The sequence below is a fragment of the Microbulbifer maximicatervae (SeqCode) genome, from assembly GCF_052467825.1.
On sequence record NZ_CP174327.1, the window covers coordinates 4143791 to 4156934 of the forward strand.

The window sequence follows — 13144 nt, forward strand, 5'->3', positions numbered from 1 at the left end:
AGCTAACTGACGCGCAGCAGGGCCTCTCTAAGATAGCCAGGTAATGGGGTCTTTAGCTTTTCAGGGGATGACAGGGTGACATAGGTAACATTGGCGGTGAACGCTAGTATCCCATTATCCAAAAAGCCTTTCGTTTGAAACGTAAAAGAGTGATTACCAATATCCGCAACAGAAACATGGATATTTAATTCTTGATCCCAGGTTACAGGGGATAGAAATTCCAGGTTAAAAGCTCTTACAGGTGTAAGAAAACCCAGTTGTTTCATTCTGGCGATAGCAGGCCCTTCAAGCAGAACAGCCATTGCATCATGGGTTGCCTCAAGTGCAAACGATGAGAACCTTGGGGTGTATACGATTCCCTCGGGATCACAATCCCCGAACAGTACTTTTCGTTTGACTGTTATCATCGTATCAACCCGTTATTTCTTATCTGGGCTGGAATTATATGTGAAGGTCCCCGCTCCATTCCTACCAAACCACCTACCCAAATCCATCATTGAGAGATCAAACCTCAAGGACCAAATATGGATAATACAGTTACTTCTGGTGGCACCAGGAAACGTACTGGCAAAATACTGGTCCCTACCCCAGGGCTTACATAGAGGTGTTTATCACCTTCAACAATATGCCCAATAGCAAAACGCTGCCCGTAACTTGAAGGTACTATGGGCCGCCCAATAAACGGCAAGTAGACCTGGCCCCCGTGAGTATGCCCGGCGATAGTTAATGACAGCTCCGCAGGCAGTTCGGGGAAAATATCCGGATTATGAGTGAAGGCCAATATCGTCTCACCTTCATCTATCCCTTGCATTGCTTTTTTAACATCGTGAGGCCCCTCCCAAAAATCACTGATTCCCACTAGTCGTAATTTACATTCGCTACTAACCAGACTTACTGACTTATCCTCAAGCACTGAAATTCCCTGGTTTTCAAGGGATTGCTCAACCCGCGCTGCATCAAGCCACCAATCATGATTTCCCAATACGGCAAACACCCCCATCGGGGCCTTGAGTTCTTTAAGAATTCCCGCTGCATCCTCCGGCGGAACGAATTTACCTCCAACAACCCCCTGAATAACAAAGTCACCGGGTAGGAGAATAAGGTCGGGTTGGCTTTTATTAACAGCCTCAACCAGCTTTTGTAAGCTCTTCCGCCCCTTGTAAGGGGAACCTACATGCAGGTCAGCAAGTATCGCAACCCTTAGCCCGTTACATTCCTTTGGCCAGGTATCTACGACAATATCATCTTCATTAATTCGGAAACTTGCTGGCTCAACGATAAATGCCCATACGGCCAACAACAAACCAATACAAAATAATACGATAAAAGTTATACGCCACTTACTCAAAACAAGGCCCAAAATTTACGACTAACACTCATTATTATTTGCCGGATGGCCATGACAGCTACAATCTGTCAGCTCCCGCATAATGTCACAGGCATTAATTGCCTGGCCACCCTCACATCGATTGCGTAAATCTACCAAGCTTTTTCGCAACTGCTTGAGCGATTCCAGTTGTTTTTCGACTCGTTGAATTTGATCATCAACCACGCTATCTATATCAGTGCAGCTTTGCGATGGAGCCTCTTTTAATCTCAACAGGTTGCGAATATCCTCGAGGGGGATATCCAGAGAACGACAGTGGCGAATAAAACGCAGTTGTTCCAGGTGAGACTCTGAGTAGAGCCGGAAATTACCCTCTGAGCGAGCGGGCTCTGGCAGTAGCCCTGCCTGCTCGTAGTAACGAACCGTTTCCACTTTGCAGCCCACTCTCCTGGCTGCTTCACCAATCTTGTAAGCCATGCCACTCCCTCTTGACTCTATAGTTACTAGAGGGATTGTAATACTGGCTCACTGACTGATCTATCCGAGAGTGAATAATGGTCAAGCGCGATTCCAGCTGTGGCTGCAGCGGGGCAACCCAAGCCACAACCATGACGCCGATTCAAAACACCAATAACAACAGTGACAAAGGTGACCTGTCCCTGTTCTCCATCAGCAAGATGGACTGTCCCACTGAGGAGGGGTTGATACGCGCCAAGCTCTCCGGCATACAGGGAATTTACCAGCTGGACTTTAATCTGGTGCAGCGAATCCTACAGGTGCGCCACGCGCCCGGTATGGAGAGCAAGATCCTCAACACTCTGACCCCTCTTGACCTGGACGCACGCCTGGCCACCGAAGATGACATCGATTCCGCGCCACCTACCACCCATGCAAACTGGTGGTTATTGGGCGCTGCCGGTTTGGCGGCGATTGCCTCCGAGGTCGTATTCTGGTTACAGGGGGGAAACAATTGGCTGGTAATGATGCTGGCTCTGGCCGCTATCGCTGGCGGCGGACTCACGACCTACAAAAAGGGCTGGATCGCGCTCAGTAATCGCAACCTGAATATGAACGCGCTGATGTCCATCGCGGTCACCGGCGCCCTGCTTATCGGTCACTGGCCCGAAGCAGCAATGGTGATGGTGTTATTCACCCTGGCAGAATTAATTGAAGCCAAATCCCTGGATCGTGCCCGCAATGCGATTCGGGAGTTAATGGACCTGGCCCCGGAAACCGCCACTGTACAGGGGCCAGATGGCGAGTGGGTTTCCATGTCAGCCAAGACTGTTCCGGTTGGCACAACCATCCGGGTGCGCCCCGGCGAACGTATCGCTCTAGATGGGGAGGTAATACGCGGCAATTCAGCAGTAAACCAGGCCCCAATTACCGGGGAGAGCCTTCCCGTAGACAAAGGTCCTGGAGATGAACTTTTCGCCGGCAGTATCAACGAATCCGGGGCACTCGAATACCAATCTACGGCAGCTGCCAACGATAATCTGCTCGCCCGAATCATTCATGCGGTGGAAGCCGCACAAGGTAGTCGCGCACCAACCCAGCGCTTTGTCGACCAATTCGCCCGCTGGTATACGCCCCTGGTATTTGCAGTGGCACTGGCTACTGCGGTAATACCGCCGCTGCTTTTTGCCGGCAGCTGGATGGAATGGATCTATCGCGCACTCGTGTTACTGGTAATCGCCTGCCCCTGCGCACTGGTGATTGCAACTCCTGTCACCATCGTAAGCGGCTTGGCATCGGCCACCCGCCACGGAATCCTTGTCAAAGGCGGGGCCTACCTTGAGCAGGGGCGCCACATTCGCTGGTTGGCATTGGATAAAACTGGAACCATCACCCATGGCCTGCCAACCGTCACGGATTTTAAAGTGTTAGCGCCAATGCCCGCGGAAGAGGTACAAATTCTGGCGGCAAGCCTTGCCGAACACTCCGATCATCCGGTATCCAAGGCCGTATTGGATTTTGCTCAAATTCCCCACGGACGTCTGCATGAAGTGGATACTTTTGAAGCCCTGGCCGGGCGCGGTGTCAGGGGTAGGATTCACGGGGATCAGTGCTACCTGGGTAACCACCGACTTATTGAAGAATTGGGCATTTGCTCCGTCGATCTGGAGCGAGAATTGGGAGCCCTTGAGGAAGAAGGGAAAACTGTTGTGATACTGACCCGGGGAAACTCCATATTGGCAATATTTGCCGTCGCCGATACCGTGAAGGAATCGAGTCAGCACGCCATTGAAAGCCTCCACAAGTTGGGCGTGAAAACACTGATGCTTTCCGGGGACAACCAACACACAGTAGATGCTATTGCAAAACAAGTTGGCATAGACCGGGCTGAAGGCAACCTATTACCGGAAGATAAGCTGCGCATGGTGGAGGCCTTGTCTGGAAAGGGCCAGGTTGGCATGGTTGGCGATGGCATTAACGATGCCCCCGCCTTGGCCCGTGCTGATATCGGGTTTGCGATGGGAGCAACGGGAACCGACACAGCGATAGAAACCGCTGATGTGGCCCTGATGGACGACAATCTGGGCAAGATCGCCACCTTTATCCAACTATCTCGTTCAACTGCCCACATTCTTTGGCAGAACATTATCTTGGCGCTGGGCATAAAAGCGGTCTTTCTAGTGCTTGCTTTTGCCGGCGAGGCAACCATGTGGATGGCTGTTTTTGCCGATATGGGGACTAGCCTGCTCGTGGTTTTTAATGGGTTGAGAGTGATGAGGAAATGAGCCGGTTTGATATACGGTTTTTCTAGTTAACCGTACTAATTCAGCAATACAGTCTTTCCGTTAACTCCGCTAGATACCGGATAGATTACTTGCTATTTAACAGCTACAGAGAAAATCTATAGGGTGTTACACTTGCCATTTCAATAAGTGTAAAGAAGATCAAAAGTTTTGAACAAATTAGCCCTGATATCTATTATTTTTCTTCTTTGCAGTTGTACTGACTCTCCAACAAGCAAAAATTGCAGCTCTTACGACGAATGCCCCCAGTACATTGACTTTTATAAATCCAGCATTGAAGACAGGGAAATGGCAAGAGAGAAAGGCGGGCCTGTTCCTGTTTACAAATCACTGCCAATATACCCACAAGAAGCGCTGGAAAAGCAGATGGAAGGCTACGTAATTGTTGAGTATGACATTAATAAAAACGGCGATCCGGTAGACCCCCGAGTTATTAAAAGTAAGCCCTCGGGTTTCTTTGAAGAATCTGCTATCCAGACAGCAAAACACTTTAAATATGAAGCAACTCCAGAAGAGTTCAATAACATTAGAACCAAAGTCATTTATAATATTGCCGAGAATCAACCTGATAGCCAAGAAACATTTTTTGCATATTTATTGTGGCTAGCGATTTAGTTATTTTTATACAAGATCGCAAGTATAAGTATTTACAGCTCTAGCCTTCTATCAAATGCTTGGAGTAATATCACATGCAAATCGTAATACCCCTTATCAATTCCACCAGCCTCTAAAGCTAATAAAGCTACGGGCCAGCAAAAAAGGAACCAGAAACTGGCCACTCATCTGAAGTGCAAACTTTGGCCAGAAATCTATTTCTTCAGAGAAGAATGACAATACAAGATTGCCTGGAAATAAAAATGTACCGAAATATGGCCAACCCCCACCAATTATTTTCCAGTTATACGCAAATGCCAGTAAGCCGATAGTCAGGGAAATTACCCCTACAACCAGTGAAAGCCGTAATCCTTTATCGCTAATCAACATTGCAACTCCTTGCTTCATATAGATTACTTACCTCGAACAACCTCTTTCTTGATGTAAACACCCAACCTTTTAGCTAGACGCACCAAGTTCCCTCGGTCTACGGATAGTAATTTGGCCGCTTTACTCCAGTTCCCATCGGTCTCAGCCAGGGCACGCCCAATAAGTTCGCGCTGATAGCTTTCCGTTTCCACCCTTAAATCAATAGCCTCAGACAGCGACTCTACCGGTTTCTGCGGAGGCTTCTGAATAACCAGGTCATCGGGAATTTCAATTTGTGCTGCAGTAATGGCAACAATAGCTTCTGGAGAGCTACCTTTGCGGGCCCTAAGGGCTGCGCGGCTGATAATATGTTCCAGCTCGCGAACATTACCCGGCCAAGCGTATCGATGTAGCTTATTGGTGGCCTCTGTACTGAGACGCAACTGACGAAAACCCAGCTTCCTGCGGGAGCGCTCCAAGAAGTAGTCTGCCAACAGCAGGACATCATTACCCCTCCGGCATAGAGGCGGGACTTCAAGGGGATATACAGAGAGGCGGTGGTAGAGATCAGCTCGGAAAGTACCGTTTTCAATCCCCTTGCGTAAATCCCTATTAGTCGCCGCTACAATACGAACATCTACATGCTGCACCGTATCTTTGCCTACCGGCTGAATCTCACCACTTTGCAATACACGCAACAGTTTGCTCTGCACCACAAGCGGTAACTCGCCAACCTCATCCAGGAAAATAGTGCCACCGTTCGCCAGTAAAAATTTACCGGGCCTCTCGCGATCTGCGCCGGTGAAGGCCCCTTTTGAGTGGCCAAAAAGTTCAGCTTCCGCCAGGGTTTCAGTCAGGGAAGCGCAGTTCAAATAGACTAAGGGCTTCTCCTTGCGAGTCGACAACCTGTGGACGGTACGGGCCACCAGCTCTTTCCCCACCCCTGTTTCACCGAGAATCAGCACGTTGTAATCCGACCCAGCCACCAGCTCTATCTCACTGCGCAGGGACTGCATTTCCGCGCTCTCACCAATTAATTCACCTCCATCCCGCTCCAGTGCCTGCTGGGTTAGGTCTTTCACCAATTGCTCGGCATGCTCGGCGGAGTGCGACAGAGCTTTTAGCTCTAAAGCTGTGCGTAAAGTGGCCGCAGACAGCGCGGCTATCAGCTCAAGGGTTCGATCACTGATTCGGGCATAGGCATCCGCAGACATGCTATCCACTGTTACCAGACCAATCAGGTGGTTATCTGAATAGAGAGGCAAACCCATACAGGAGTGCACGGGAAGATCCCCCTCCCTATCCAACAGCAAACCATCAAAGGGATCTGGTAGCTGACAGTCAGATGGGAAGCGGACTGGGTGTTCCGAAGCACAGATCTGCGCAAGCCGTGGATGCTCATCAATCAGGAATCGCCGCCCCAGGGTCCGTCGGGCAAGCCCTTGGACTGCGAGAGGGGTGAGTGTATCGCCGTTGAGCCCAAGCAAGGCAACGGCATCGCATTTGATCGCTTTGCGGATAGTAGACAGCAGGCGCTCAAAGCGATCGCTGTTGTTAAGGCTGTTAGCCAGGTCCAGAGCCACTTCGAGCAGTAAGGTTGCGTTGGTATCTACCATAGCCAAATCAGTCCAAAAGACCTTTTAGAGTCATTATGACACAGCAACGATAAAGGTCAATTTGACACATAAATACCAGGAATAATCCGTAACTCCTTGTTTTTATTGGTATTTATATTTGGCATAGCAGTTGCTAAAGATAGATTGACGCCGTTTGAACCTGAGGCCGATATGCTGAATACGGAAAACCCCTTACTGCGTGAGCGTTTCAAGCTTCTGCTAAAAGCCGGTAACTTTACGCTGCTTCTGTCAGTTCCCCTGCTGATTCTGACAATTGTTATTTGCTACCCCCTATCACACCTGTTTTCCATTCCCGCGCAAGTCGCAGGACATATCTTTATGGTGATTAGTGCGACGTTTCTAAAACTGGGCTATATAGGTCGTGTGGTTGCTCAATACAACCTGGACCTTGAGGTTCGATAAAGGCTGAACCGCCGCCTCCGAATTCCCCCTTCCTAATAGCAGCGAATAAATCAACCCAGAGCCCCTGCTGGCTCTGGGGTTCAGCATTGCCCGACACCTCAAACCACCGTGGACTATACTGACAGTCTCAGAGATAGCATTTCCTTCTAGGGAGACTTATGGCTGCCCCTCTGGTTGAGCCAAGGTCTCTTTTACAGGCTCTATAGCATAAAGGGCCAAAGTCAGGGGGTATCAAAATTGGGCTTAGCCTTTACAAGTAGTGAGCTGATAGCCCTTACCAGTGATTGGAAGCCAAGCGTAAGACCAGCCTTCCATGCTCGCCCCCTAGTCCACCCAAGCGAAGTGCCGCAAGACACTCGCTGTTCTCCAAATAAGATCACTACCACATCACAGATAAGTAACAGCAATAGCCGGGGCCTGTATTCGCCTATTCAGGAGCAGACCTAAATGTGGGAAATGATCGATGATGGAATTACTTTCTTTGCCACTCAGAGCTACGCCACCCTCTTTACGATGTTTTGGATCGTAGTGGTATTGGAATTCCCTAGATATTTAATGTCGTTTTTTACCTCGGTATTCTTTTTTGCCACAAAACCAGAGTACGAGGAGGACATTGAATCCTTGGGCAGACTCACTGCAGTCATCGCCGGTCACAATGAGGAAAACTCTATTGAAAAGTGTGGCGAGCGCTTACAGGAGCAGAGCTATATCCCCTATGAAGTCATCGCAATCAGCGATGGCTCCACAGATAAAACCCGAGACGATATTCACTACCTGCAAAATAAAGGTCGCTTGGATGGCGCTCATGCAACAGAACTGCGTGGAGGCAAGGCCTCAGCCCTCAACTTAGGACAGAGATTTTCAACTGGCGACTTTATCGCCTCAATTGATTGCGATTGCACCTTCGATCGCCACGCTATGAAATACGTGATGCAAGGCTTTGCAGATCCCAGGGTTGGCGTGGTTTCAGGTAATGTAATTGTCCGAAACTCCACAGAAAATATACTCAGCTCATTCCAGGCCATTGAATATGTAATCAGTATTTGCTTGGGGCGACACTCACTGGCAATGCTCGACCAAATGTGTTGTGCCTCCGGTGCCTTCAGTGCTTTTAGGGTATCCGCAATGAATCAAATTGGCGGCTTTGATGCCGGCGGAGGAGAAGACTTAGATATCACCTTTCGTTTGCGGGATTACGGTTGGAAAGTGGAATTTGCACCTGAGGCGATTTGTTATACCGATGTTCCCACCAGCATCACCGTTCTAATGCGCCAGCGCTTTAGGTGGGAGCGGGATGCTATTCGTCTTCGCTATCGCAAGTACCTGCATTTTATTAATCCGTTCCGCCAAGGAATGCAGCTAAAAGAGTTTTTTCATCAATATGAATTCCTGGTTTTCAATGTTATTGCCGCAATAGCTTTACCAGTCTATTTAATCTGGCTATTCGTGCGTTATGGCGAAAATGCCTGGTTTATTTTGGCTGGGGCTCAGGTTGTATTAATTGCGCTCGATACAATTACCTTTGCTTTAGCCTCTTATGCGACGCCAAAAGTTAAATCACTTCCCCTTTGGCCTTATATTCCAGCTTACAGCATCTTTTATGTAAACTTCATGAGAGTTGTTCGACTCTACGCATATGTGCAGGAGTGGATTTTTAGAACATCCTATAAAGATTCTTTCGCCCCTTTAAAAGTACACCGTGTTCGTGAGTAGCTTGAATGAAGGCTCTGCGAAAACGACTACGCCCAGATAGCTTCGAAAGCGAGCAGCGAAAAACCCGGGGATCTGCCAGCCGACGAATATATCTGGCTTTGTTAATCTTATTTGGCATTGGTGTTATCCGATATATATGGGGCGACTGGTTTTTACTGCGAAGCGATGGGTTGGTACTACGCGATCAAAGCGTTATTGAAATGGGCTACTTGGTAAAAGTGGTAGAGGTTGCCGTAGATGAAGGGCAAGCTGTTCGAGAGGGCGAGCTACTCTTAAGGATTGAATCAATGGAGCTACTGGAGCGAATAGCCGATCTCTCCACCCGCCAAGCTAACCTAATACAGATTTCTGCTGAATTCACTTTATTGGCAGAGACTGCAAAAAAACTACTTACTCCCGCCAAGGAGCGTAAAGTACAAATTGGCCGAATCGTAGATAGAATCAATAAACTTGCAAATAGAGGAGTAGTCAGCGAAGTCGGTTACCAAGATGTATTGAAAGATAACTTCGAGGCCAGTGAGACCCTGGTAAAATTACAAGTTGAAAGCGCCACCCTGGAAGGAAAACGTAGATCTGTTGATGAGGCAATTTATCGCTCCGAACAAGCGCTAAGAAAACTGGAGGAGCATTACAATAACGGTATTATTCAAAGCCCCACTTCTGGTCTAGTTGGGGCTTCAGTCCCCCATGTCGGCAATGTCTATGATGCTGGGGAGCCCCTTATGTCTATCTACACCGGGGAAGCCTATGTCCTAGCCTATCTACCCAATCAATATCAATTCGTGATCAAGCCTGGAATGGAGGTATTGGTTACTGGTGGACGCTTTAAAGACAAAGGGGTACTTGTTGAAATGATCCCCCTCTCAGCCGCACTACCCCAGGAGTTCCAAAATACATTCAAGCCCACATCGCGTAATCAGTTAGCGAAAATAGTCTTACTTGACCCATCAAAATTTCCGGTGAACGAGAAAGTTACCATAACCCTAAAGATTGACTGGATTGATGTCATTATTGATAAATTTATTAATTAACTTCCCCAGATGACGACTACCTTCTATGTCATACAATTATTCCTAATTCCCGCCAGGGACGTAGGGCACCTATCCCTGCCTATTGCCAATTTTTCACCTATCTTTTCTTAAATACTCAACAATCTATTCAGTTAAAGGGACGCCATATACACTACAGGCTACACAGTTACGCATAACTGGCATGAAATAAGCTAAAACACTCAGTTAATCTTTCAAACGCCAGCTGTTATATAGGTGTGGAGGAATCAGCATCTCCTTTTTAAGTGACGAATATAGCTTTTTTCGCTGGCCCGGCGACTCTAAGGTGACATCGCATACCGGTGAATCCAAAGACGCTATTTTAATTGAGGAGCCAGCATCAGTAGATGACCTGACGCATATATGGCATATGCGTGGTGGCTTGTATCTACTCCCGGTTATTGATCTCACTGGAACAGTCGGCGAGAAGGCAGATCTGGATTGCTCAAAGCTTAGTGCGCAGGATATGCCCGTTGTGAGCCAGGTTATTGACGACTTTCACTATCGGCGCGCGCAAGTCCACCTGGATTTCCACACCACTCAGAAAGATAGCGACAAAATACTAGCGCGATTATTTGTATCTGGCGTAAGTCTCTCGCCGCACTATAGCCCCAACTCCAAAGCTACTGTTGATTTTAATATTATCCTCGATAGCCCGACGGTTGTGACGGAATGTGAAAAACTGATCGAATCAGGATTTCTACAGGGCAAGTTTTTCGATCGACGCCATATCTGTAACGGCTGTGGAGGTTCCCAGTTTAATGTCCGTGAAGAGTGCGCGGTATGCAGATCCTCTAACCTTACCGAAGACTTCTATCTGCACCATTTCAGCTGCGCCTACCTGGGACGCGAAGCTGACTTCAGGGAAGGTGAAGACCTAATTTGCCCCAAATGTCGAAAGGAGCTTTTACACTTCGGCAGTGACTACGACAAACCCGGCACACTACTTATTTGCAATGCTTGCGGCCATGCCAGCTCAGAAGTGGAGATAGGTTTTTTGTGCCTCAACTGCCAGAAAGATACCGACAGCGAATCCATACGCACCGGGGACATTCACAGCTACGACATTACGGAACGCGCCAGTAGCTACCTAAGAGCTGGCTATGCATTTCTCGATTTTACTGACCATAACCCTATGTTCGCTGACCTACCCTTCACCCTGATCGTAGAACTCAACCAGGCGGCAAGAGCCTGGAAAGAGAACAAAACAAATTTTTGCTTGGTGAATATCAACTATGAACATGCTCATGAACTCGAAGTCGAGCATGGGCCCCGACAAACAATGCAGAGCCGCCGCCAATTCATAGAGAACCTTCATGGAGTTTTATGTAGAGCTTACGAAGGTATACGGAAAGAGGACTTTATTACCGGGAAATATGAAGATTATATGGTTCTACATGGAATAGCTAAGGAGGACATACTCGAAGATCGCAGAGAAATGATCAAGATTGCCATGTCCTCCATAAGGCTGGATATTGGCCCCTACTTTAAAGTACTTGGGCCCGAGGAGCTTGTTTAAAAGAAAGTCGAACGCCTCCCTGTTACAACTACCTTACCCGAGCCGGCTACCCCTACAACTTACTCGACAACTCGCGAATTTCATGATTCAGGATACGGTCGTTGTGGCTGTAATCCACGGGCACATCCACGAGATGGACTCCACCCGCCCTGCAACATTTTTCTATCATCGGCTTAAACTCATCCGTGGCCGTTATTCTGTGGCCATGAGCACCATAGGATTTTGCATAGTCGACAAAATCAGGGTTACCAAAATCCAGACCAAAGTTATCAAACTCCATCATGGCCTGCTTCCACTTGATCATTCCGTAGGCATCATCGCGCAAAATAAGTACGATAAGGTCAAGCTTTAAGCGAACCGCCGTTTCAATCTCCTGGGAGTTCATCATAAAGCCCCCATCCCCACAAATTGCGACCACACGGCGGTCTGGACACACCAACTTGGCAGCCATTGCCGAAGGCAAGCCCGCCCCCATCGTTGCCAGTGCGTTGTCGAGCAGCACGGTATTCGGGGCTAAAGCAGGATAATTCCGCGCGAACCAGATTTTGAACATGCCATTATCAAGCGCAATAATGCCCTTCTCCGGCATTACTTCGCGGAGATCCTTTACCAGTCGTTGCGGACGAATTGGGAAAGTGGTGGTATTTGAGCCCTCCTGGATGTGCTTTTGAAGCGCGGCACGGATACGGTGCGCATCGGTAAAGCTCCAGTGATCCTGGGGTTCCAAGTGCTGGTCCAGCTGCCACAAGCTGTTGGCAATATCGCCAACCACCTCTATCTGCGGGAAGTAGACTGGATCCACCTGCGCTGAATTGAAGTTGATATGTACAACTTCCGGGCCACCGGGACGCATAAAGAAAGGCGGTTTTTCTACAACATCGTGGCCCACATTGATAATCAGGTCGGCCTGCTCAATGGCCCGGTGAACAAAATCCCCGTCGGATAGCGCGGTATTGCCAATAAAGTGCGGTCCCGATTCATCAATTACTCCCTTACCCATCTGAGTTGTCACCACCGGAATACCCAGCTTGTCGACAAACTTGCGCAACATTTTGGCGGTTAATTTACGGTTTGCGCCTGCTCCCACCAACAGCAGAGGTTTACGGGATGCCTCAATCGCTTCTGCAGCTTTGCGCACTGCCTTCTCTTCGGCAATTGGCCTGCGGTTATAGCTGGGCTCCAAGACCGGCATGGTGGAGTGTTCACGGGCAATATCTTCAGGAAATTCCAAGTGGGTTGCCCCCGGCCGCTCCTCTTCAGATTGCCGAAAGGCTTCACGGACATGAGCTGGCACATAGTCGCCCCCCACGATTGTCTTGGTGAATTTGGTCAGGGGGCGCATCATGTCAACAATATCAATAATCTGAAACTGCCCTTGCTTGGAACTTTTGATAGGTTTTTGACCGGTGACCATCACCATCGGCATTCCACCGAGCTGGGCATAAGCTGCGGCAGTCACCAGATTCGTGGCCCCCGGACCTAAAGTAGACATACAGACACCTGGCTTGCCCGTAAGCCGACCATAGGTGGCAGCCATAAAACCGGCACCCTGTTCATGGCGCGTGACAATTAGTTTTATCTTTGAGCCCCGCAAAGACTCCAGCATATCCAGGTTTTCCTCACCAGGAATCGCGAAGATATACTCAACGCCCTCTTTCTCCAGGGCACGAATAAAAAGGTCCGATGCTTTCATTGGGGAGGCTCCTGTAGTCCCGCCTTACTAACAATAAGATCCCCGCCAAAAGAGCTGTTTTTATAACTGCCTGTCACGATTG

At 48.7% G+C, this 13144-nt stretch carries 12 protein-coding genes; 6 read left to right on the forward strand and 6 right to left on the reverse strand.

Annotated elements, in window-relative coordinates; translation table 11 throughout:
- Positions 1-2: 2 nt before the first annotated feature.
- The 3 genes from ACJJII_RS18440 to cadR form a co-directional block, all read right to left on the reverse strand.
- The gene (locus ACJJII_RS18440) at positions 3-407 is read right to left on the reverse strand and encodes an acyl-CoA thioesterase (protein WP_444917263.1); all 405 of its coding nucleotides are present in this window, start codon (positions 405-407) and stop codon (positions 3-5) included.
- Between the two features lie 104 nt (positions 408-511).
- Positions 512-1348 (reverse strand): metallophosphoesterase, encoded by an 837-nt coding sequence (locus ACJJII_RS18445; RefSeq protein ID WP_444917264.1) that lies wholly within the window; start codon positions 1346-1348, stop codon positions 512-514.
- A gap of 21 nt (positions 1349-1369) precedes the next feature.
- Entirely contained in the window at positions 1370-1804 is a 435-nt protein-coding gene (gene cadR, locus ACJJII_RS18450; protein WP_444897465.1) for a Cd(II)/Pb(II)-responsive transcriptional regulator, read from the reverse strand.
- 77 nt (positions 1805-1881) lie between these two features.
- On the opposite strand from cadR, the gene ACJJII_RS18455 reads away from it, so the two are divergent.
- On the forward strand, positions 1882-4068 hold the full coding sequence (locus ACJJII_RS18455) for a heavy metal translocating P-type ATPase (protein ID WP_444917265.1): 2187 nt from the start codon (positions 1882-1884) through the stop codon (positions 4066-4068).
- A 306-nt stretch (positions 4069-4374) separates the two neighbouring features.
- Complete coding sequence (locus ACJJII_RS18460; RefSeq protein ID WP_444908167.1) at positions 4375-4701, forward strand: energy transducer TonB; 327 nt, start codon at positions 4375-4377, stop codon at positions 4699-4701.
- Positions 4702-4797: 96 nt separating this feature from the next.
- On the opposite strand, the gene ACJJII_RS18465 is transcribed toward ACJJII_RS18460, so the two are convergent.
- Entirely contained in the window at positions 4798-5070 is a 273-nt protein-coding gene (locus tag ACJJII_RS18465) for a hypothetical protein (protein WP_444917266.1), read from the reverse strand.
- A 23-nt stretch (positions 5071-5093) separates the two neighbouring features.
- A complete protein-coding gene (gene norR, locus ACJJII_RS18470; RefSeq protein ID WP_444917267.1) occupies positions 5094-6665 on the reverse strand; it encodes a nitric oxide reductase transcriptional regulator NorR in 1572 nt (523 codons plus the stop codon).
- 171 nt (positions 6666-6836) lie between these two features.
- Between norR and ACJJII_RS18475 the strand changes: the two genes are divergently transcribed.
- From ACJJII_RS18475 to ACJJII_RS18490, 4 genes are all read left to right on the forward strand, one after another.
- Positions 6837-7088 (forward strand): hypothetical protein, encoded by a 252-nt coding sequence (locus ACJJII_RS18475; RefSeq protein WP_444894013.1) that lies wholly within the window; start codon positions 6837-6839, stop codon positions 7086-7088.
- A 447-nt stretch (positions 7089-7535) separates the two neighbouring features.
- Complete coding sequence (locus ACJJII_RS18480; protein ID WP_444894014.1) at positions 7536-8801, forward strand: glycosyltransferase family 2 protein; 1266 nt, start codon at positions 7536-7538, stop codon at positions 8799-8801.
- 5 nt (positions 8802-8806) lie between these two features.
- Positions 8807-9832, forward strand: coding sequence for an HlyD family secretion protein (locus ACJJII_RS18485; protein WP_413662141.1), 1026 nt, complete (start codon positions 8807-8809; stop codon positions 9830-9832).
- Positions 9833-10136: 304 nt separating this feature from the next.
- The gene (locus ACJJII_RS18490) at positions 10137-11369 is read left to right on the forward strand and encodes a TackOD1 domain-containing metal-binding protein (RefSeq protein WP_413662142.1); all 1233 of its coding nucleotides are present in this window, start codon (positions 10137-10139) and stop codon (positions 11367-11369) included.
- A gap of 52 nt (positions 11370-11421) precedes the next feature.
- Here ACJJII_RS18490 and ACJJII_RS18495 read toward each other — a convergent pair whose 3' ends face one another.
- The gene (locus ACJJII_RS18495) at positions 11422-13062 is read right to left on the reverse strand and encodes an acetolactate synthase large subunit (protein ID WP_413662143.1); all 1641 of its coding nucleotides are present in this window, start codon (positions 13060-13062) and stop codon (positions 11422-11424) included.
- Positions 13063-13144: the final 82 nt, after the last annotated feature.

Coding starts and splice junctions, on each gene's coding strand:
- ACJJII_RS18440 (WP_444917263.1), bottom strand. CDS start 407: ATGATAACAGTCAAACGAAAAGTACTGTTCGGGGATTGTGATCCCGAG.
- cadR (WP_444897465.1), bottom strand. CDS start 1,804: ATGGCTTACAAGATTGGTGAAGCAGCCAGGAGAGTGGGCTGCAAAGTG.
- ACJJII_RS18455 (WP_444917265.1), top strand. CDS start 1,882: ATGGTCAAGCGCGATTCCAGCTGTGGCTGCAGCGGGGCAACCCAAGCC.
- ACJJII_RS18460 (WP_444908167.1), top strand. CDS start 4,375: ATGGCAAGAGAGAAAGGCGGGCCTGTTCCTGTTTACAAATCACTGCCA.
- ACJJII_RS18465 (WP_444917266.1), bottom strand. CDS start 5,070: ATGTTGATTAGCGATAAAGGATTACGGCTTTCACTGGTTGTAGGGGTA.
- norR (WP_444917267.1), bottom strand. CDS start 6,665: ATGGTAGATACCAACGCAACCTTACTGCTCGAAGTGGCTCTGGACCTG.
- ACJJII_RS18475 (WP_444894013.1), top strand. CDS start 6,837: ATGCTGAATACGGAAAACCCCTTACTGCGTGAGCGTTTCAAGCTTCTG.
- ACJJII_RS18480 (WP_444894014.1), top strand. CDS start 7,536: ATGTGGGAAATGATCGATGATGGAATTACTTTCTTTGCCACTCAGAGC.
- ACJJII_RS18485 (WP_413662141.1), top strand. CDS start 8,807: ATGAAGGCTCTGCGAAAACGACTACGCCCAGATAGCTTCGAAAGCGAG.
- ACJJII_RS18495 (WP_413662143.1), bottom strand. CDS start 13,062: ATGAAAGCATCGGACCTTTTTATTCGTGCCCTGGAGAAAGAGGGCGTT.